Below are 20,208 nucleotides of genomic sequence, written 5' to 3' on the forward strand. Positions count from 1 at the left end.
CATCCGAAGATGGACGGGGTATCAACTAATCTGGCGTTGATTTTTGGCACGCTGTTGAGTTCTCAAGGAACGGACGCTTCCTTTGTACTCACCCTCTCGGGCTTTCCTCCGGGCTTCCCTTCGGTCTTGCGTTTCCGACTCTATCAGATCTTTCCGATCCGATTTCCTCGGTGCTTTCCGGTCCCGTTCGCTTTCGCTCCGGGCCCTTCCGGCGGTTCCGACTCTATCAGAACCTTTCGGCGTCTGATTCCCAGTCAGCGGGGTTTGTCGTCGCGGCTGTTGGGCCGTTCCGACGTCCTGGACTCTAGCGGATTTCCCCGGCGCCTCATAATCGAGGTTTTCGAAATTAATTTCGGCATGCCGAAATTCATCCCGCTGGGGAGATCGTGCTGAGTAGGGGTGCCGCTATCAGCGGCGGAGTGGTTGCCGAAGAACCGTTCCGGCTCTGTGACAACTCGGAGAACACTACGTATCTGGCAGGGGGGTGTCAACCCCCGCCCTGGGGCCTCAGTCGAGGTCCGTCAGGCGGCCGCCGGCGTCCGGCTGAGTGAGCTCCACGCGCCGGAGGAGGCGGATGAGGGCCTCGCCGAGGACGCCCTTCTCCTCTGCCGTGAGGTCCTGGAGGAGGTCCTCCTCGAAGTCCGTGGCCATCCGCATGGCCTCCAGCCACTTCGAGCGGCCCTCGTCGGTGAGCTCCACGATCACGCGGACCCGGTTGTTCTCGTCACGGTCGCGGGTGACCAGGCCCTCGCCGGCCATGCGGTCGATGCGGTGGGTCATCGCGGCCGGGGTGAGGCCCAGTCGCTTGGCGAGCTCGCCGGGGCCCAGCCGGTAGGGCTCTCCGGAGAGGACCAGGGTCTTGAGGACCTCCCACTCGGCGTTGCTGATGCCGAGGTCGGCGAGCTGGCGGCCGTACGCCACGTTCATCCGGCGGTTCAGGCGGCCGAGGGCCGAGACGACCTTCTCGACCTGGGGGTCGAGGTCGCGGAACTCGCGCTGATAGGCGGCGATCTGCTCGTCGAGGCTCGGCTCCTGGGGAGCCTGCGGGCCGGGTCGCTCGGGGTTGTCGGACATGCAGGCGAGTATCCCATGCGTCTCGTTGGCGTTGAAGTCCTTCGATGTGTACTGTTAAGGCGTTAACTTTAGTGTTGAAGTCTTCAAGGTTCAGGGCTACACCTCTGAACCTGCGACCGAAGTGGGTGAGTGTGACCAAGGCGAGGGGCGCAGCGATGCGCCGTATCCAGGCAGGCAGCGCGCTGAGCGCGTTCGGACTCGGCTTCACCGTGCCGTACCTCTATGTGTATGTGGCGCAGGTGCGGGATCTGGGCGCGGCCACGGCGGGCATCGTCCTGGCCGTCTTCGCCATGGCCGCGCTCGTGGTGCTGCCGTTCAGCGGGCGGGCCATCGACCGGCGCGGGCCCGTGCCCGTCCTTCTCGTGGCCTCGGTCGTCGCGGCGGTGGGCGCGGTGGGCATGGGCTTCGCGTCCAGTGTGTCGGCGGCCGTGGGGGCGGCGGCGTTGCTCGGTGCCGGTACGGCCGTGCTGCAGCCGGCCCTGGCCACGATGATCGTCTGGTGCTCGACGCCCGCGGGCCGCACCCGGGCCTTCGCCATGCAGTTCTTCCTGCAGAACTTGGGTCTCGGTGTCGGTGGTCTGATCGGCGGCCTGCTCGTCGACACGAGCCGGCCGGGCAGCTTCATCCTGCTGTTCTCGATCGAGGCGGCGATGTTCCTGGTGCTCGGGGCGGTCGTGGGGACCGTCCGGATGCCCGGTTCCCCCGCGCTCCGGGACGCCCGTCCCGCCGAGGGCGGCAAGGGCGGCGGTCTCCGGGCCCTGCTGGGGCACAAGGCGATGGTGCAGCTGTGCGTCCTCGGCTTCGTCCTCTTCTTCGCCTGCTACGGGCAGTTCGAGTCGGGTCTCGCCGCTTACGGCACCGAGGCCGCCGGCATCCAGCCGTCGACGCTCGGCATGGCGCTCGCCGCCAACACGGCGGTGATCGTCGCCGCCCAGTTCCTGGTGCTGAGGTTCGTCGAGCGCCGCAAGCGGTCCCGGGTGATCGCGGCCGTGGGCCTGATCTGGGCCGTGGCCTGGTTGATCGCCGGGTACGCGGGCCTCGGGCACGGCAGCCAGGCCATGGCGACGGCGGCCTTCGTCGCCACGTACGCCCTCTTCGGGCTCGGTGAGGCGATGCTGTCGCCGACCGTGGCGCCGCTGGTGGCCGATCTGGCACCGGAGTCGATGGTCGGGCAGTACAACTCGGCCTTCGCGCTGGTCAAGCAGCTGGCGCTGGCCGTCGGGCCGGCCGTGGGCGGGCCCATGGGAGCCGCCCTGCACGGTCCGTACATCGTGACCTTCGTGCTGTTCTCGCTCGGCATCACCTTCCTCGCCGTGCGGCTCGGCCGGCAGCTGACCCCGGAGCAGAACCAGCCGTCGCTCGCCGTGAAGCCGTCCCGGGTCGTGGCGCAGCACCTGCCGGAGAAGGAGACCGCCGCCGCCTAGTCGGGCAGGGCGAACTCGCACCAGACCGCTTTGCCGCCGCCCGGCGTGCGGCGGCTGCCCCAGGACGAGGCGATCGTCGCGATGATCGAGATACCGCGACCCGCCTCGTCCTCCGTCTCCGCCCTGCGACGGCGCGGCAGATGGTCGTCCCCGTCCGTCACCTCGATGATCAGGCGGCGGTCCGTGCGGCGCAGCCGCAGCCGCATCGGCGGGGTGCCGTGCTGGAGCGAGTTCGCCACGAGCTCGCTGGTGGCGAGGACACCCAGGTCCCGCAGTTCGACCGGGAAACGCCAGGACGACAGGACGCCCGAGGCGAAGGCACGCGCGCGGGGAGCGGCCTCCACTCCGCCGAGGAGTTCCAGCGCGGCGTTGTGGAAGAGCTCCGCGTCCGGGCCCGTGCGGGAGGGGTGCTGGACGACGAGGACGGCGACGTCGTCGTCGTGATCGGCGGTGACCCCCAGCGAGCGGAGCAGCCGGTCGCAGACGACCTGCGGAGTGCCGCTGGCGCCGGAGAGGGCGCGGGCGAGGGCGGCGACGCCCTCATCGATGTCCTCGCGGCGGCGCTCGACCAGGCCGTCGGTGTAGAGGACGGCGGTGGAGCCGGGCGGCAGGGCGATGGAACCGGAGGTGTGGAGCCAGCCGCCGGTGCCGAGCGGCGGTCCCGTCGGGTCCTCGGCGCACCGCACGGTGCCGTCCTCGTCTCGCACGAGGATCGGGAGATGACCGGCGGAGGCGTAGACCAGTTTGCCCTCGCTGGGGTCGTGGATCGCGTACACACAGGTGGCGATCTGGCTGGCGTCGATCTCGGCGGCGAGGCCGTCGAGGAGCTGCAGGACCTCGTGCGGGGGCAGGTCCAGCCGCGCGTAGGCCCGGACGGCGGTGCGGAGCTGGCCCATGACGGCGGCCGCGCGCACGCCCCGGCCCATCACGTCCCCGATGACGAGTGCGGTGCGGCCGGCCCCGAGGGTGATCACGTCGTACCAGTCGCCGCCGACGGCCGCGTCGGTGCCACCGGGCTGGTAGGTGGCCGCGATGCGCAGGTCGTCGGGCTGTTCGAGGTCCTGCGGGAGCAGGGAGCGCTGGAGGGTGACGGCGGTCTCGCGGTGGCGGCGCTCGCTGGCTCGCAGCCGCTCGGCCGCCTCGGCGTGGTCGGTGACGTCCGCGGCGTGGACGAGGACTCCGCCGCCGTCCAGGTGGGGGCTGTCCACGGGCAGGCACGTCACCGTGTACGAGCCGCCGTCCTGGGTGCGGCGGGACTTGACCGTGCGCGGCTTGCCGCTGCGCAGCACCTGGTCGATGAGGGGCCCGAGGCCGAGGTCCTCGGCCTCGGGGCAGGAGTCGGCGACGGTGCCGCCCGGGGGGCGGTGCCCGAAGGCGGCGGCATAGGCGTCGTTGACGTACGCGATGCGGTGCTCCGGGCCGTACACGAGCGCGACCAGGCCGGGGAGACGGCCGAGGAGCTCCCGTACGGAGAAGTCCTCGAGGGCGGGGACGTCGGCGGTCCCGGACGTGCCGGCGGCGCCGGACGCATCGGTCGCGTCGTTGATGAGTCGCCCCAGCTGCCGCGCGTACTCGCCGCGGGCGGCGGGCACGGAGCCTTCGGTCCCCCGCGCCGCGCGGCGCTGTGTGCCGGGGAGCCGGGCGCTCCAACGGGTGAAGTTCACGGATCTGTATGCCTCGTGGTGTCGGTGCCGTGCGAGTCACGCTGTGCAGGTGTGGGCCCACCTATGGTCACACGTCCAGTGTGGACGAGCGCACTGACAGTGATGTCAGGACGACGGCTTGTGGCCGGGGTCCGGTGGGGGTGCGGCGGCGAGTTCGAATTCGGCGCGGGGGTGTTCCAGTGATCCCAGGGAGACGATCTCCCGTTTGAACAGGCCGGACAAGGTCCATTCGGCGAGGACCCGGGCCTTGCGGTTGAAGGTGGGCACCCGGCTGAGGTGGTAGGCGCGGTGCATGAACCAGGCCGGATATCCCTTGAGTTTCCGTCCGTAGACGTGGGCGACTCCCTTGTGGAGGCCCAGGGAGGCGACGGAACCGGCGTACGCGTGCGCGTACTCCTTGAGCGGTTGTCCGCGCAGGGAGGCCGCGATGTTCTCGGCGAGGACCTTGGCCTGACGGACGGCGTGCTGCGCGTTGGGCGCGCACTCCGCCCCGGATCCCTCCGCGGTCACGTCCGGTACGGCTGCGGCGTCCCCCGCGGCCCAGGCGTGGTCGACGCCCTCGACGGCGAGCTGCGCGGTGCAGCGGAGCCGGCCGCGCTCGTTCCGCGGCAGGTCGGTGGCGGCGAGGACGGGGGCCGGTCTGACGCCGGCGGTCCAGACGACGGTGCGGGTGGGCAGCCGGGTGCCGTCGCTGAGGACGGCGACCCGGTCCTCGCAGGATTCCAGGCGGGTCTCCAGGCGTACGTCGACGTTCCGGCCGCGGAGCTCCCGGATCGCGTACCGGCCCATCTCCTCGCCGACCTCGGGCAGGATCCGGTCCGAGGCCTCGACGAGGACCCAGCGCAGGTCCTCCGGCTTGATGTTGTGGTAGTACCGCGCCGTGTAACGGGCCATGTCCTCCAGCTCGGCGAGCGCCTCCACGCCCGCGTACCCGCCGCCGACGAACACGAAGGTGAGGGCCGCGTCGCGGAGCCCGGGGTCCCGGGTCGAGGAGGCGATGTCCATCTGCTCGATGACGTGGTTGCGCAGCCCGATGGCCTCCTCGACGGTCTTGAAGCCGATGCCGTGGTCGAGGAGTCCGGGGACGGGGAGGGTGCGCGAGACGGAGCCGGGCGCGATGACGAGTTCGTCGTAGGTGAGGTCGACGGTGCCGGTGCCCTCCTCAGCGGTGGCCAGGGTCGCGAGGGACGCCGTCCGCTTGGCGTGGTCGACGGACCGGACCTCGCCGATGACGATCCGGCAGCGGTTCAGGACCCTGCGGAGCGGCACGACGACATGGCGCGGGGAGATCGAACCGGCCGCGGCCTCGGGCAGGAACGGCTGGTACGTCATATACGGCTCGGGGGTGACCACCACGATCTCGGCCGCGCCGGCTCTCAGCTCGGCCCTGAGCTGCCGCTGGAGGCGCAGCGCGGTGTACATGCCGACGTAGCCACCGCCGACGACGAGAATGCGCGCAGGTTCGGTCACTGTCCCATGACGCACCCCCGTCCGTGGTTTGTCCACAGCCTCGACAAATTGTGTGACCGGAAGGGTACGGAGGCGTGGGGTGGCGCGCCGGCCGGGCGCGGGGTAAACGGCGCAGGTCAGGGTGGTCGGAACGGGCTCGATGGCGGGTCGGAATCGGGAGTGTTCCGGTCCTTGCTCCGATCGGGGGGCGCACCGTACGGAACTCCCCCTTCTGAATTGACCCGGACTCAACTATGTTCGTAGTTCATCGGGGTGTCGTAGGGGAGCGCGTGGACCGAAGCGCTCACCGGCCGGGAGCCCCGTGTCAGGGCGGGGAGTCTCCGGGGGGAGACATCATGAGCGGGGGAACGCTTATGCAGATGCAGGATTCACGATGGCAGACGGGCGCCGGCACGGCGACCGTGGACGGCGGCCTCCACGCGGGCGCCGTCGGCCCCGAGCGCAACGGCGCGCCGGTGGTGATAGGCGGCAGGTCAGCGCCGCTGCGGGTGGACGCCCAGCGCAATCTGGAGCATGTCCTGCGCGCCGCGCGCGAGGTGTTCGGCGAGCTCGGCTACGGCGCTCCGATGGAGGACGTGGCGCGCCGCGCCCGTGTCGGCGTCGGCACCGTCTACCGGCGCTTCCCCAGCAAGGACGTGCTGGTGCGGCGCATAGCCGAGGAGGAGACCTCCCGGCTGACCGAGCAGGCGCGGACCGCGCTGGGCCAGGAGGAGGAGCCGTGGTCGGCGCTCTCCCGGTTCCTGCGGACCTCGGTGGCCTCGGGCGCGGGCCGTCTCCTTCCGCCGCAGGTGCTGCGGGTGCGGGTGGACGACACCGCGGTGTCCTTCGGTGACGACACGGACGACGCGGCCCGGGTGCCGCACCAGCGGGGTGTCGCCGAGCCGGCCGACGCACGGGTGGTGTCGCCGCGGGCCGTACCGGCCGAGGAGCGGGACGACGCGGGAGCGGCGGAGCTCCTCGAGGTGGTCGGGCGGCTCGTCGATCGGGCGCGGGAGGCGGGTGAGCTGCGGGCCGACGTGACCGTGGCGGACGTCCTGCTCGTCATCGCCACCGCCGCCCCGGCCCTGCCGGACGCGGTGCAGCAGGCGGCGGCCTCGACCCGGCTCCTCGACATCCTGCTCGAAGGGCTGCGCTCCCGGTAGGTCTCGCTCGTCCCGGCTCGGGGAACCGCGGCTCCGGGTCTACAAGTCCCGCGTTCACGAGTTCCGCGTTCACGAGTTCCGCGTTCACGAGTTTCCGCGTTCTCGGGGGTGGCGTTTCGTGGTCCGGGCGGACCGACGAGCATGACACGAACGTGCGAGCGGTGACGCCCGGATCCGTGAAGTCGCCCCGGACGAGTGGTAGGTGGACGCGGCGCTGCGGCGTGCTCGCGCTCTGTGGCAGGCTGGCCGATGTTCGGTCTGGGCATGCGTACGGGGGCTTCCGCGATGAGCGGTGACGGTCGGGACGAGCCGCTGGGCGACGGCGGCACCGCCGAGACCGGGAGCCTGTCCCCGGGGCAGGGGGTACCGAGTCAGGGTGGGCCGGGAGGCCTTCCCGGCGCGCCGGGCACGGCGGCCGAGCCGCTGGACGTGAGCGTGCCGCCGCAGCGCGACGGCAAGGCGTACGGGTGGGCGACGGGCGCCGGGGCGGGAAGCGCGGGGCCGCCTTCAGGAGACGATGCCGGGGCTGCGGGACCGGCGTCGGTAGAGGATGCCTGGGTTGCGGGACCGCCTTCCATAGACGATGCCTGGGACGGGGCCGGGGACGAGACCGACGAGCACGGCTCCGTTCTCCCGCCGCCCGTCGAGCTGCCGCCCTCCGACTCGGAGCTCGTCCAGCTCATGCGGAACGGCGAAGGCTCCGCGTACGAGGAGCTGTTCCGCCGCCACTCCGATGCCGTACGCCGGTACGCCAGGACCTGCTGCCGGGACGCGCACACCGCCGACGACCTCACCGCCGAGGTCTTCGCCCGTACCCTCCAGGCGGTACGGGGCGGCGCCGGGCCCGAACAGGCCGTGCGCGCCTACCTCATGACCACCGTCCGGCGGGTCGCGGCGAACTGGGCCAGGACCCAGAAGCGGGAACACCTCGTCGAGGACTTCGCCGTGTTCGCGGCGGACGCCGCACGCTCCTCCGATGTGTCCGACCAGGACACGACGGACCTCGGTGCGGAGGTGCGGGCCATGCACGACGCCGAGCGGTCGCTCGCCATGCAGGCCTTCCGCTCGCTGCCCGAGCGCTGGCAGGCCGTCCTGTGGCACACCACCGTCGAGGAGGAGTCGCCGAGCGAGGTCGCCCCGCTCTTCGGGCTCACCGCCAACGCCACGGCCGTGCTCGCGAGCCGCGCCCGCGAGGGACTCAAGCAGGCGTACCTCCAGGCGCACGTCAGCCAGTCCCTGACGGCGGGCGGCGACTGCGCCCGGTACGCGGACCGGCTCGGCGCCTACGCGCGCGGTGGTCTGCGGATGCGCGCCGAACGCGGACTGCGCAAGCACCTCGACGAGTGCTCCAGGTGCCGGCTGGCCGCCGGTGAGCTGGCCCATGTCAACGCCGGGATCCCCGCCCTGCTGCCCATCGCCGTCATCGGCTGGTTCGCCGCCGGTTACTCGCTCAAGGCGGCCGGTGTCGTCGCCGGTGGCGCCGTGGGCGCGGCCGGTGCGGGCGCCGCGGCCGCCGCCTCCGGGTCCTCCGGTGGCGCTGCCTCCGGAGGGGCCGCCGCCGAAGGGCTCGGCGCACCCGCGAAGGCCGCCCTCGGGGCCGCCCTGGCCGTCGCCGCGGCCGCCGGACTCGTCTGGGCCATGGCAGGCGATCCCCGGCCCGTGGTCGCGCCCAAGCCGACGCAGCCGGTGGTCACCCCCGTCGTACCCGCGGAGCCCGCGCCCCCGTCGAAGCCGACGCCGCCACCGAAGCACGTACCGCCGCCGCTGCCGGTGGCGGTCGAACCGTCGGAGCCGACCCCCACGCCGAGCCCCGAGAAGCCCTCGCCGAAGCCGAGTCCCGAGAAGCCGGCACCGGCGCCGACGCCGGCACCGCCGAAGCCCAGCCCTCCACCTCCCCCCGCCCCGACCCCCGCCCCGACGCCGATGCCGACGCCGAGCCCCGAGAAGTCCTCGCCGAAGCCGAAGCCGCCGCCCGCGCCGCCGTCGGTCTATCAGGTCAACGAGCTGGAGTACGGCATCTTCGGCGACGGCACCAAGCCCGAGGTCGCCCTCTCCGACAGCAGCTGGATGTGGCAGCGCGAGGGCCTCTCGATCGGCGGCACGCCGTACGCGCACGGGGTGAGCGTCCAGGCGCCGTCGTCGCTGTTCATCGACCTCAACCGGCAGTGCACGAGTTACGACGCGGTCGTCGGCGTCGACGACCTGAGCGCCCCGCTCGGCCTCGGCGGGGTCCGCTTCTCCGTGTACGGGGACGAGGAGCGGCTCTGGCGGTCCGACGTGGTCCGGCCGGGCGACCCGCCGATCCCGGTACATGTCGACATCACCGGCCGTGGCACGCTCCGGCTCGTGGTGGAGGAGCACACGCCGTTCGGGCGCGCCGCGGTCGCCGACTGGGCCGACTCGCGGATCAGCTGCTCCTGACGGCCCTGTCCCGGCCGGTGGGTTCGGTGGCGTCGGCCGCTCGGGTGGCCTCCCCTGCTTCGGTGACCGTCGCCGCGAGCGTCAGTATGTCGTCGATGCCGAGACCCGCCCCGGCCGCGCGGGCGGCGGCGAGCCGTCGGGCCGAGGGGGCTCCTCGTACGAAGAGACGGTGGGCCGGGTCGGGCGGAGGGGTTCCACCGGGCGGACCGTCCCGCCGGGTCGAGGTGGGGGTCACCTCGGCGACGAGGAGGACGGGGTCGGGGGCGTGCCCCTCCCGCTGGGCGTCGAAGCTCCCCTTGGGAGCGATGACGAGGTCGGGGACGACCCTGACCGTGTCGGGTCGCCCCTTACGCCGGCAGCGACCTCGACGCCGGGATCAGGGGGCCCTGGACCGCTCGGTGGGCGCGGGGTTCCGTCGTGTTGGTCCAGCAGGAGCCTCGGCGGGACATGAGGCGGCGGAGCCAGAGTTCGGTGGAGACCAGGTCGGCGAGGCCGTCCAGGGGGACCGGTTCGCCCTCGGCCGCCGCGCGGAGGGCCTTGCGGACCACACGGGCCTCGATCAGGCCGGCGTCGGCGAGGAGAGGGGCGTCGAAGAGGGCGAGGAGTTCGGGCAGCGCCGCACGCAGCCCCGCGCGGGTGGCGGCGGCCGGGACCGCGGGGTGGGAGGCGCCCCAGCCGGACGGCAGGTCGTGGACGCCCGCGCCGGAGAGGACCGTACGGAGGACTCCCGCGCGTGCGTCCGGCTGGACCCGGAGCGATTCCGGGAGGTGGCGGCAGGCCCGTACCACCTGGTTGTCGAGGAAGGGGGCGTGCAGGCGCTGGCCGCGGATCTCGGCGGCCTGCTCCAGGACCCGGTGGTCGGCCGCCGCGCGCGCGAGGGCCGCACGCGCGCGTGCCTCGCCCGGACGCTGGACGGAGGTCGGCAGGGTCGCCGCCCGGTTCAGGCGAACCGATACTTCAGCCAGCGCCTCCCCCGTCAGCCACCGCGCCGCCGGTCCCGGCCGCGACCAGGCGAGTGCCGAGAGGGACGCCTCCAGGGGGCCGAAGCCGTCCGGCGCCGTGCGGTTCGCCTCCAGGACCCGCTGGGCCGCCGACTCCAGGCCCGCCCGGTAGGGGGTGCGCGCCAGCTTCCGCGCCGCCCGGTACACCGTCAGCGGCACGAGCAGCGAACCCGCCGACGGTCCCGACGCCTTGGCGAGCGCCGTCACGGGACGCACGAGCGAGCGGCGCCTGCGGTCCATCAGGAGATCGGCGAGGCGGGCCGGGTGCGCGTCCAGCACCTGCTTGGCGCCCATGCCGGTGAAGTGGTCGGCGCTGCCGCCCGCGAGCCGTCTCCGGTGCCGCTCGGCCGTCACGAGCGCGGGCCCCGGCTCGTCGGTGAGCGGCCCGTCGAGAACGGCGTACGGGAGCGCCTCCTCGCCTCCGGCGACGACCACGTGGTGCAGGCGCGGGTCGGCCGCGATCTCCCCGGCCCGTTTCAGCTCGTCCGCACGGCCCGAACCGGTGCGCGTCACCAGGTCGTTGAAGGTGACGGCGAGCAGCCGCTCCCCCGCGCCCGTGCCGTGCCCGGTGATCGTGCCGGGCACTCCCGGGAGCCCGGCCGCGAGCAGCGCGAGCGTGCCGGAGGCGCTGCCGCCGGACAGATCGGCGCCGATGCCGGGCGCCGGGCCCGCGCCCCGGGCCGCACGCCGGTCGGCGGGCCCCATGCCGGGGACGGGGCCCGGGTCGGGAAGCGAGGTCTCCGGCGCGTGCCGGGGGGCGGTGAGCCGGGCGCGTACGGCCTCGATCAGGGCGTCCCGTACCCCTTCGACGGCCTGTCGGGGATCGGTCTGGGCCGCCGCGACCGCGAGCGAGGCGACCTGCTCGTACCCGGTGATCTCGCGCGAGCCCTCCCGAAGGATCAGCGCGTGGCCGGGCGGTACCCGCCGTACCCCCTCGTACGGGGTGGAGTCGCGCAGCGCCTCCGGGGTCTCGGGGCAGGCGAGCAGCGCGCCCAGATGGCCGATGTCGAGCTGGGCCTCGACGAGGTCGGCGAGCGGCAGGGCGGCGGTGGCGTACGCGGTGCCGCCCGCCCACGGGGTGTGGAACACCGGCCGTGCGCCCGCCAGATCACCCGTGACGGTGACACGGCGGCCGGCCTTGACGACCGCCGTGTAGCTGCCGGGCCAGGCCGTGAGGTGCCGCAGCGCGCCCCCGCGCGCGGTGAGCAGGCCGATCCGCAGCTCCTCGTCGCTCGCGCCGCAACAGCCGAGGACGGCGAGGCGGGTGTGGTCGTCGACGGCCACCACCCGCACCTCGTCCGGGCGCCAGTCGCCGACCGCCCACAGCGGATCGGGGTCACCCCACAGGAGTTGTGCGCCCACCGGTTGCACCGTGCGCCCCTCGGTGGCGGCGGAGGGGGAGGAACCGCGGTGCCCGCCGCCGGACCCGTCGCGCTGCCCGCCGCCGTATCCGCCGTCGTAGCCGCTCTCGTACCCGTCGCTGTAGCCGCTCTCGTACCCGCCGTCGTACGAGCTCCGCCGGCCGTACCCGCCGCCGTACGAGCCGCTCACCGACCCCGCCCGCGTGCCGGTCGTCGTCGCGAAGCTCGCGGCGACGCTGCTCCAGCCCACCAGCCATCGCATCGGCGCCTCCACGTCCGTTCCGGTGGGAGACATGCTGCCACGACCACGGCGCACGGGGCGGGGTCCGGGTGCACGCGCGCGAAAGCTGAATGCGCCCCTGGCATGGGCCAGTTGGACACCGGCGTCATTCGGCCAAATATCGACCCTCCCCGGCGGGGGTGGAAGGTGTCCGGGCCTTCGCCCGCGCACACCGCTTCCCACTGGTCACCGGCAGCCCGGGAGGCGCTTGCGCCTCCCGGTGCCGGCCGCCGCCCGCGGGGAATGGGGCGGCGGTCTCCCCCAGCCCACCGGTCCGGGACACCGATCCCGGCCGAGTGGGCCGACCCACGCGCTCCTCATGGAAGCGCTCCCCAGGAGGCCTCTGGAGAGCGCACGGCCGGGCGCACGGCCACACGGCGGGAGCACGATCCTGGCCACCGGTCCGACCCGTCGGCCTTTCACACAACAATCTCGCCATACGGAACTCTGCCCCTTAACGGTAGGGATGCGGCGAACTACGCTGTGTTGACGAATGCCGCACGCCTATGCCCGGCGTCGTGGCGGCCGGCTGGGTGGTCGAGGGGTGGCGTCATGTCCAGGGAGCAACGCGGGCCGAACGAAAAGCTCGGCACGGTTCTCGCCCTCGCGGGAATCAGCAACGCCGGGCTCGCCCGGCGCGTCAACGACCTCGGTGCGCAGCGGGGTCTGACGCTTCGGTACGACAAGACCTCGGTCGCCCGCTGGGTGGCCAAGGGCATGGTGCCGCAGGGCGCCGCCCCGCACCTGATCGCCGCCGCGATCGGGCAGAAGCTGGGCCGGCCCGTGCCGCTGCACGAGATCGGGCTGGCCGACGCCGACCCGGCGCCCGAGGTGGGTCTCGCCTTCCCGCGTGACGTGGGCGAGGCGGTGCGCTCGGCCACCGATCTGTACCGGCTCGACCTCGCCGGCCGGCGGGCCGGCGGTGGCGGGATCTGGCAGTCGCTCGCCGGGTCCTTCGCGGTGAGCGCGTACGCGACGCCCGCGTCCCGCTGGCTGATAACGCCCGCCGACCCGTCGGTGGAGCGCGAGGCACCCCGCGCGGCGGGCGGCATCACGGCCGCCACCGTCACGGAGCACGCGCGCGTGGGCCACAGCGACGTCGCCAAACTCCGCGAGGCCGCCGAGGACGCGCGCCGCTGGGACTCCAAGTACGGCGGCGGGGACTGGCGGTCGTCCATGGTCCCCGAGTGCTTACGCGTGGACGCCGCACCCCTCCTCCTCTCCTCGTACTCCGACGAGGTCGGCCGGGCCCTGTTCGGCGCGACCGCCGAGCTCACCCGGCTCGCCGGCTGGATGGCCTTCGACACCGGACAGCAGGAGGCCGCCCAGCGCTACTACATCCAGGCGCTGCGGCTCGCCCGCGCGGCCGCCGACGTGCCCCTCGGCGGCTACGTCCTCGCCTCCATGTCCCTCCAGGCCACCTACCGGGGCTTCGCCGACGAGGGCGTGGACCTCGCCCAGGCCGCACTGGAGCGGAACCGGGGCCTGGCCACCGCCCGCACCATGTCCTTCTTCCGGCTCGTCGAGGCACGCGCGCACGCGAAGGCAGGTGACGGGGTCGCGGCCGCGGCCGCGCTCAAGTCCGCCGAGGGCTGGCTCGAGCGCTCCCGGGAGGGCGACGCCGACCCGACCTGGCTGGGCTTCTACTCGTACGACCGGTTCTGCGCCGACGCGGCGGAGTGCTACCGCGACCTGAAGGCGCCCCACGAGGTGCGCCGCTTCACCGAGCAGGCGCTCTCCCGGCCGACCGAGGAGTTCGTCCGCTCGCACGGGCTGCGGCTCGTGGTGTCCGCCGTCGCCGAGCTGGAGTCGGGGAACCTGGACGCGGCCTGCGCGGCGGGTACGCGCGCGGTGGAGGTGGCCGGCCGGATCTCCTCGGCGCGGACGACGGAGTACGTGCGGGACCTGCTGCACCGGCTGGAGCCGTACGGGAACGAGCCGCGGGTCATGGAGCTGCGGGAACGGGCCAGGCCGCTGCTCGTCACCCCGGCGTGACGCCCGCCCCGGTGGCGTGACCTGCGTCTCGTGCCCTCGCGCGAGGTTTCACGGGATTGTCAGTGGGCCAGTGCACTATCGGGGGTGGGAGGTGGCGCTGGTGTTTGACTGTGACGTGCTGGTGATCGGCGGCGGGATCGTCGGTCTGTCGACGGCGTACGCCCTGACGCGCGCCGCTCCCGGCACCCGGGTCACGGTCCTGGAGAAGGAGCACGCCCTCGCGCGGCACCAGACCGGACGCAACAGCGGGGTGATCCACAGCGGGATCTACTACCGGCCGGGCTCGCTCAAGGCCCGGTTCGCGGTCGAGGGCGCGGCCGAGATGGTCAAGTTCTGCGCGGAATGGGACATTCCGTACGAGGTGAAGGGCAAGCTCGTCGTCGCCACCGCGCGCGAGGAGCTGCCCCGGCTGCACGCGCTCGTGCAGCGCGGCCGGGAGAACGGCATCCCGGTCCGCGAGCTGGGACCGGCGCAGATCAGCGAGTACGAGCCTCGGGTGCGGGGCCTGGCCGCGATCCACGTCGGCACCACCGGCGTCTGCGACTACGGGGCGGTGTCCGAGCGGCTCGCCGAGGCCTCCGGGGCCCGCATCCTGTACGGGGCGGAGGTCACCGTGATCGACCGGCGGCCGTGGGGGGTCGCCGTGCGGACGGCGGACGGCCGGGTGGTGCGGGCGCGGGTCCTGGTGAACTGCGCGGGGCTGCACTGCGACCGGATCGCGCTCCTCGCGGGTGACGACCCGGGCATGCGGATCGTCCCCTTCCGGGGCGAGTACTACGAGCTCGCGGACCCCTCGCTGGTGCGGGGTCTGGTCTATCCGGTGCCCGACCCGGCCTTCCCGTTCCTCGGGGTGCACCTGACCCGGGGCATCGACGGCGGAGTCCACATCGGGCCGAACGCGGTCCCGGCGCTGGCGAGGGAGGGGTACGGCTGGTCCGTCGTCCGCCCGCGCGAGCTGGGCGCCACCCTGGCCTGGCCCGGCTCTTGGTCGATCGCGCGCGCGCACTGGCGGTACGGGGCGGGTGAGCTGCACCGGTCGCTGTCGAAGCGGGCGTTCACCGAGGCGGTGCGGCGGCTGCTTCCTGTGGTGGAGGAGTCCGACCTGCGCCGGGCGGCGGCGGGGGTGCGGGCGCAGGCGGTGCTGCGGGACGGGACCCTGGTCGACGACTTCCTGATCCGCGAGGCCGCCCGGACGGTCCACGTGCTGAACGCGCCGTCGCCGGCGGCGACGGCGTCCCTGCCGATCGGCCGGGAGGTGGCGGGCCGGGCGCTGGCCCTGCTGTGACCCGGCCCCGCGCCGGGCCCGGTGGTGGGTGGGGCGCCGTAGAATCGGGGCATTGTGTCTGAGCAGCCTGAGATGACCCCGCACCCCGCCCAGCCCCCCGCCCGACGCGGCAGCCAGAGGTTCGCCCCCGGCGAGGGCCCCCTGCCCGACCCCGCCGGGTCGCATCACGAGCGCCGGATCCGCAGCTTCCAGCCGCGCCGCAGCCGTGTCACCACCGGTCAGGCCGAGGCCATGCTGAAGCGGTGGCCCGACTGGGGTCTCGACATCGACGGCAAGCGGGTCCTCGACCTCGGCGAGATGTTCGGCGGGCTTCCGGTCGTCCTGGAGATCGGCTTCGGCATGGGCGAGGCGACCGCGCAGATGGCCGCCGCCGACCCCGGCACCGGCATCCTCGCCGTCGACGTGCACACGCCCGGCCAGGGCAATCTGCTCGGCCTCGCCGACCGCAACGGTCTGACGAACGTCCGGGTCGCCAACGGCGACGCGATCATCCTGCTCCGCGAGATGCTCACCACGGACTCACTCGACGGCTGCCGGGTCTACTTCCCCGACCCGTGGCCCAAGGCGCGCCACCACAAGCGGCGGCTCATCCAGCCCGAGTTCCTGAGCCTCCTCGCGACCCGGATGAAGCCCGGGGCCGTACTGCACTGCGCCACGGACTGGGAGGAGTACGCCGAGCAGATGCTGGAGGTGCTCTCCGCGCACCCGGACTTCGAGAACACCCTGGCCGACGGCGGTTACGCGCCCCGCCCGGACTTCCGGCCCCTCACCCGCTTCGAGGGCCAGGGCCTGGACAAGGGCCATGTCGTGCACGACCTCCTCTTCCGCCGGAAGTGACCGCGCGGCGCCCTTGATCCGGTAACCCCGTCGCCCGCTGTCGGTGGGGGTCGTTAGGGTCGCTCACGTGTCGAACCCCGCCCCCGCCGACCAGCCGGAGACCGCTCCCGTCCCGCACCGGGACACCGAGGAGCCGGCCTTCCCCGCCGCCGCCGACCGGTCCCAGTGGCGGTACCGGCCGCACCGGGCCTTCTGGCGCAGCCGACTGGTCCGGGCCGTCGCCGTCATCACCGTGCTCGCGATCTGCGCCCTGTTCATCCTGGCCCTCGTCCGCGAGCAGACCGGCACCGAGGGCTTCCTCGTCGGCCTCGGGCTCGCCGTACTTCCCGTACCGCTGCTCATGGCCGCGTTCCGCTGGCTCGACCGGGTCGAGCCGGGGCCGTGGAAGAACCTGCTCTTCGCCTTCGCGTGGGGCGCCTTCGCCGCCGCGCTCGTCGCCATCCTGGCGAACTCCTTCGCGGTCCGCTGGATAGCGACGGCCACCGCGGACCCGGACTCGGCGGACACCCTCGGTGCGACGGTGGTCGCCCCGGTGGTGGAGGAGAGCGCGAAGGCGGCTGCGATCCTGCTGCTGTTCCTCTTCCGCAGAAGGAACTTCGGCGGTCTCGTCGACGGGGTCGTGATCGCCGGTTTCACCGCGACCGGCTTCGCCTTCACCGAGAACATCCTCTACCTCGGCAACGCCTTCGGCGAGGACCAGGAGTTCGGCACCTCCGGTCTCGGCTCGGTGACCGCGGCGACCTTCTTCGTACGGGTCGTCATGTCGCCGTTCGCGCATCCGCTGTTCACCGTGCTCACCGGCATCGGCTTCGGCTTCGCCGCGCTCGCTCCCCGCGGCAAGCGCCTCCGGAAGGTGCTGCTGCCGCTCGCGGGGCTCCTGCTCGCCATGGGCCTGCACGCCGCCTGGAACGGCTCGGCCACCTTCGGCGGCCCCTGGGCCTTCTTCGCGGTGTACGGGGCGCTGATGGTCCCCGTCTTCGGCCTGCTGACCTGGCTCGCGGTGTGGGGCCGGCAGCGGGAGCTGCGCACGATATCCGGAGAGCTCCCGGCGTACGCGGCGGCGGGCTGGCTCTCCCCCGCCGAGCCGCTTGCGCTCTCCTCGATGCGGGCCCGTCAGCTGGCCCGCTCGTTCGCCGCCCGGACGTACGGGCCGTCGGCGGCACGCACGGTGGGCGAGTACGAGTCCTTCGCGACGACCCTGGCGCTGCTCCGGGACCGGGCCAGGCGCGGCACGGCCGGGCCCGACTTCCCGGCCCGCGAGCAGGAGCTGCTGCACCACCTGTGGCAGCGCCGCGAGGTCGCCTCGCCGGCGCTCACGTACGCGGCCAGGGCGACGGGCCGGGTGTGGGCGCCCCCGCAGTACCTGGACTACGACGGCTACAACCCGTACCGGAGCTGAAGGCCCCGCTCCGCCATCCTCAGGGCCCTCGGACCGTCAGGGTCCCCAGACCGTCAGGGGCCCTCGGACCGTCAGGGCCCTCAGACCGTCAGGCCCTTCGAGCGGAGCCACTCCGCCGGGTCGATGCCGGAGCCGCCGGGCGTGTGCACCTCCATGTGGAGGTGCGCGCCGGTGACGTTGCCGGTGGCGCCGACGCGGCCGATCGTCTCGCCGGTGCCCACGGTCTGGCCGACGCCGACCGTCATGGACGACAGGTGGCAGTACCAGACCTCGGTGCCGTCCGCCAGCTCCAGGACGATCCGGTAGCCGTACGAGCCGGACCAGCCCGCCGACTTCACGGTGGCGCCGTGGACCGCCTTGAGCGGGGTGCCGGTGGGGGCGGCGAAGTCGAGGCCCGTGTGGTGGCCGGAGGACCACATCGAGCCGGACTGCATGTAGGTGGCGCTCACGGAGTACGAGGAGAGGGGCATCGAGTAGCTCGCGGCGAGCTGCGCGAGGCGCTCGGCCTCGGCCTTCGCCCTGGCCTCCTCCTCCGCCTTGGCCTTGGCCTCCGCCTCGGCCTTCGCCTTCGCCTCGGCGGCCGCCTTCTCCGCCGCCTCGGCCTTGGCCGCGGCCTCCGCCGCGGCCTTCTCCGCGGCCGCCTTCTCCGCCGCGGCCTTGTCGGCGGCGTCGGCGGACGCCTGCTGCTGCTCGGCCTGCTGGAGGATGCGGGCGCGCAGGGCCTCGCCCGCGTCGGCGGTGCCGGTGGCTGCCGTGGTGGCCTGCTCGGCCGTCGCGCCCCGCTGGTCGTCGAGGGTGGTGTACGTGGCGGCGGTGAGCGGGTTCGGGTTGGAGCGGGGGGCCTCGGCGGCCGCCAGGTCCATGTCCGAGGCCGTGTCGGCGTCCTCGTCCGGGAGGAGGTCGCCGACGCCGGGGAGGTCGTGGGCGTCCGGCAGGTTTAGGTCCGGGAGGTCCGGCAAGGAGATGGCTACGGGCGGCCTCTCCTGGGCGGTGGCGAGGCCGCCGGCGCCGACGGCCGCGATGACACCGACGCCGAGGACGGTGGAGGAGCGGGCGAAGTGGGAACGCTGCTTGACGACCCGGTGCCGGCCGCCGGAGCGGCTCTGGGCACGGAGGGAGTCCTCGGTGGGATTCCACTCGGTGCCGGGCGCGGCGGGACCCGCACCGCCACCGAAGGCGTCGAAGGGTGCCTCGGGTGCGGGGGTGTTGGACGCCACGAAGGGGCGCTCCTTTCCTTCCTTCTCGCCTACCGGGTTAGCTGACGGGTTCGGAGCAGGAAGGTCTCCTACGGGCACGTCGCAGCGATGCGATGAGCCCGATTCACCCCAATTGGTGGTTCCCCGGTTCCCTTTCAGGATTCGGCGCGTGCGCACGGTGCCGCCTCTTGCGGCGGCTGGGACGACCGCGCTGCGTTATCGAACGTTAATAGACAGGGGGTCCCGATTCCAAGCCGTTCCTCTTGATCATTCATGGAATTGGGCGGGAATGGCCCGAGTTGACCGTCCTTCAGCAGAGACCGCCCAAACCCCTGCGATCTGACGTTGTGTCAATTGTTATCGCAGCGATACCTTCCGACTACGACCGGTGACCGGAGCCGCCCGGCGGCACCACCGGCATCGTGCGGCGCCGCTCCGGCTGCCCCGTCGCCGGACGACTCAGGGCGAGCAGCGCCATGTCGTCCGTCGCCCCACCGCCCGTGTGCAGCCGCACGTCGTCCACCAGCGCGTCCAGCAGCTCCTCCGGCCCCGGGAAGATCCGCCCGGCGAGCCGCTCCCCGGGGTCGTAGAAGACACCCGCCGCGTTCCGCGCCTCCGAGAGGCCGTCGGTGTAGAAGAGCAGCGTCGCGCCCGGCGGGTACGGCCGTCCCTCGGCCCGGTCCGGCCACGCCGCCAGATCGCCCATGCCGAGCGGCAGCGCCGGTTCGCTCGGCTCCAGCGTGTCCAGGCGCCCGTCCGCGTGCAGCATCAGCGGCGGGGGGTGCCCGCGATTGACGACCCGTACGAAACCGTCGAAGGTGCCGCTCCCGTCGCCGCGGGGGATCTCGGCGAGGACGGCGGTGGTGAACCCCTCGACGGCGTCGAGCTCGTCCCTGCGGGTGCCCTCTCGGGCCAGCGCCCGCTCCAGGCGCTGCGCCACGCCCTCCAGGCTCCGCTCCTGCTCGGCCGCCTCCCGGAAGGCCCCGATGACGACGGCGACGGCCTCGACCGCCTCCATCCCCTTGCCGCGGACGTCGCCGACCACGAGCCGCACCCCGTAGGGGGTGTCCTGGACGGCGAACAGGTCGCCCCCGATGAACGCGTCCGCCTGCGCCGCCTCGTAGCGGGCCGCGCACTGCATACCCCCGATCCGCTCGGCGGGCGTCGGCAGCACCGCCTTCTGCGCGGTCTCCGCGATGACCCGCGCCGAGGCGAGCCGCTCACCGCTCCTGCGCACGACCCGGCTGATGAGGAGGGCGAGCGCGGCCACGGTGATCACGGTCAGGGTCTCGGTCAGGGTCGGGACCTCGTCGGCGGTGCCGTTGTAGAGGTGCAGCCCGACGGAGGCGAGGACGGCGGCGATGCCGGTCAGGAGCGTCGTGAGGGTGGAGAAGAACGGCGCCGCGATCAGCGGGGCGGCGGAGAAGAGGGGCGCCGCGGTGTACTCGGGCGGTGTCAGCAGGTCGAACACGACCCCGCCGGCGATGACCAGCGGCGGCAGCGCCCGGATGAACCGCCGGGCACGCCCGTACGTGCGGCGGCCCTCACCGCCGCGCCGCTCACCGCCGCCCGCTCCTAGGGGGTGCCCCACCTGTGCTCTCCTGCCCGGTCCGTACCCGGCCGCGGTCGGTACCGCGCCCTACCAGGGTGGCCGCCGCC

14 protein-coding genes, 1 pseudogene and 1 riboswitch are annotated in these 20,208 nt (G+C 73.4%); of the genes and pseudogenes, 7 read left to right on the plus strand and 8 right to left on the minus strand.

The window, feature by feature from the left end:
- Nucleotides 1-507 precede the first annotated feature (507 nt).
- Nucleotides 508-1,074, minus strand: coding sequence for a MarR family transcriptional regulator (locus ABZ567_RS12455; RefSeq protein WP_360787673.1), 567 nt, complete (start codon nucleotides 1,072-1,074; stop codon nucleotides 508-510).
- Nucleotides 1,075-1,229: 155 nt separating this feature from the next.
- On the opposite strand from ABZ567_RS12455, the gene ABZ567_RS12460 reads away from it, so the two are divergent.
- Nucleotides 1,230-2,498 carry an MFS transporter gene (locus ABZ567_RS12460; RefSeq protein ID WP_360787676.1) on the plus strand — a complete coding sequence of 423 codons (1,269 nt, stop codon included), beginning with the start codon at nucleotides 1,230-1,232 and terminating at the stop codon, nucleotides 2,496-2,498.
- Here the strand turns inward: ABZ567_RS12460 and ABZ567_RS12465 are convergent.
- Both ABZ567_RS12465 and ABZ567_RS12470 read right to left on the minus strand, forming a co-directional pair.
- A complete protein-coding gene (locus ABZ567_RS12465) occupies nucleotides 2,495-4,162 on the minus strand; it encodes a SpoIIE family protein phosphatase (RefSeq protein ID WP_360787679.1) in 1,668 nt (555 codons plus the stop codon). The two genes, ABZ567_RS12460 and ABZ567_RS12465, sit on opposite strands and share 4 nt — an antisense overlap.
- A gap of 105 nt (nucleotides 4,163-4,267) precedes the next feature.
- Nucleotides 4,268-5,632, minus strand: a complete 1,365-nt coding sequence (locus ABZ567_RS12470; RefSeq protein ID WP_360787682.1) for an NAD(P)/FAD-dependent oxidoreductase — start codon at nucleotides 5,630-5,632, stop codon at nucleotides 4,268-4,270.
- 335 nt (nucleotides 5,633-5,967) lie between these two features.
- Here ABZ567_RS12470 and ABZ567_RS12475 point away from each other — a divergent pair, with 335 nt between their 5' ends.
- Both ABZ567_RS12475 and ABZ567_RS12480 read left to right on the plus strand, forming a co-directional pair.
- Nucleotides 5,968-6,774, plus strand: a complete 807-nt coding sequence (locus ABZ567_RS12475) for a helix-turn-helix domain-containing protein (protein ID WP_360787684.1) — start codon at nucleotides 5,968-5,970, stop codon at nucleotides 6,772-6,774.
- A gap of 285 nt (nucleotides 6,775-7,059) precedes the next feature.
- The gene (locus ABZ567_RS12480) at nucleotides 7,060-9,195 is read left to right on the plus strand and encodes a sigma-70 family RNA polymerase sigma factor (protein ID WP_360788794.1); all 2,136 of its coding nucleotides are present in this window, start codon (nucleotides 7,060-7,062) and stop codon (nucleotides 9,193-9,195) included.
- On the opposite strand, the gene ABZ567_RS12485 is transcribed toward ABZ567_RS12480, so the two are convergent.
- The 3 genes and pseudogenes from ABZ567_RS12485 to ABZ567_RS12495 all read right to left on the minus strand — a co-directional run bounded on the left by ABZ567_RS12485 (nucleotide 9,182) and on the right by ABZ567_RS12495 (nucleotide 11,852).
- Nucleotides 9,182-9,430: a hypothetical protein gene (locus ABZ567_RS12485; protein ID WP_360787687.1), complete on the minus strand. Its 249-nt coding sequence runs from the start codon at nucleotides 9,428-9,430 to the stop codon at nucleotides 9,182-9,184. The genes ABZ567_RS12480 and ABZ567_RS12485 overlap by 14 nt on opposite strands.
- Nucleotides 9,413-9,529, minus strand: a pseudogene (locus tag ABZ567_RS12490) (Uma2 family endonuclease); the annotation flags it as partial. The gene ABZ567_RS12485 and the pseudogene ABZ567_RS12490, both read right to left, overlap by 18 nt.
- 13 nt (nucleotides 9,530-9,542) lie before the next feature.
- On the minus strand, nucleotides 9,543-11,852 hold the full coding sequence (locus ABZ567_RS12495) for an asparagine synthase-related protein (protein WP_360787690.1): 2,310 nt from the start codon (nucleotides 11,850-11,852) through the stop codon (nucleotides 9,543-9,545).
- A 537-nt stretch (nucleotides 11,853-12,389) separates the two neighbouring features.
- On the opposite strand from ABZ567_RS12495, the gene ABZ567_RS12500 reads away from it, so the two are divergent.
- The 4 genes from ABZ567_RS12500 to ABZ567_RS12515 all read left to right on the plus strand — a co-directional run bounded on the left by ABZ567_RS12500 (nucleotide 12,390) and on the right by ABZ567_RS12515 (nucleotide 17,353).
- Nucleotides 12,390-13,832 (plus strand): MFS transporter, encoded by a 1,443-nt coding sequence (locus ABZ567_RS12500; RefSeq protein WP_360787693.1) that lies wholly within the window; start codon nucleotides 12,390-12,392, stop codon nucleotides 13,830-13,832.
- 100 nt (nucleotides 13,833-13,932) lie between these two features.
- On the plus strand, nucleotides 13,933-15,117 hold the full coding sequence (gene lhgO, locus ABZ567_RS12505) for an L-2-hydroxyglutarate oxidase (protein ID WP_360787696.1): 1,185 nt from the start codon (nucleotides 13,933-13,935) through the stop codon (nucleotides 15,115-15,117).
- Between the two features lie 72 nt (nucleotides 15,118-15,189).
- Nucleotides 15,190-15,954 (plus strand): tRNA (guanosine(46)-N7)-methyltransferase TrmB, encoded by a 765-nt coding sequence (gene trmB, locus ABZ567_RS12510; protein WP_360788797.1) that lies wholly within the window; start codon nucleotides 15,190-15,192, stop codon nucleotides 15,952-15,954.
- A gap of 67 nt (nucleotides 15,955-16,021) precedes the next feature.
- Nucleotides 16,022-17,353 (plus strand): PrsW family intramembrane metalloprotease, encoded by a 1,332-nt coding sequence (locus ABZ567_RS12515; RefSeq protein WP_360787698.1) that lies wholly within the window; start codon nucleotides 16,022-16,024, stop codon nucleotides 17,351-17,353.
- Nucleotides 17,354-17,433: 80 nt separating this feature from the next.
- Here ABZ567_RS12515 and ABZ567_RS12520 read toward each other — a convergent pair whose 3' ends face one another.
- Together ABZ567_RS12520 and ABZ567_RS12525 are read right to left on the minus strand one after the other, a co-directional pair.
- Nucleotides 17,434-18,570 (minus strand): M23 family metallopeptidase, encoded by a 1,137-nt coding sequence (locus ABZ567_RS12520; protein WP_360787701.1) that lies wholly within the window; start codon nucleotides 18,568-18,570, stop codon nucleotides 17,434-17,436.
- Nucleotides 18,571-18,581: 11 nt separating this feature from the next.
- Nucleotides 18,582-18,727, minus strand: a riboswitch (cyclic di-AMP (ydaO/yuaA leader).
- A 201-nt stretch (nucleotides 18,728-18,928) separates the two neighbouring features.
- A complete protein-coding gene (locus tag ABZ567_RS12525) occupies nucleotides 18,929-20,140 on the minus strand; it encodes a PP2C family protein-serine/threonine phosphatase (protein WP_360787704.1) in 1,212 nt (403 codons plus the stop codon).
- Nucleotides 20,141-20,208: the final 68 nt, after the last annotated feature.

It is taken from the genome of Streptomyces sp. NPDC016459 (genome assembly GCF_040632845.1).
Classification (GTDB): Bacteria; Actinomycetota; Actinomycetes; order Streptomycetales; family Streptomycetaceae; genus Streptomyces.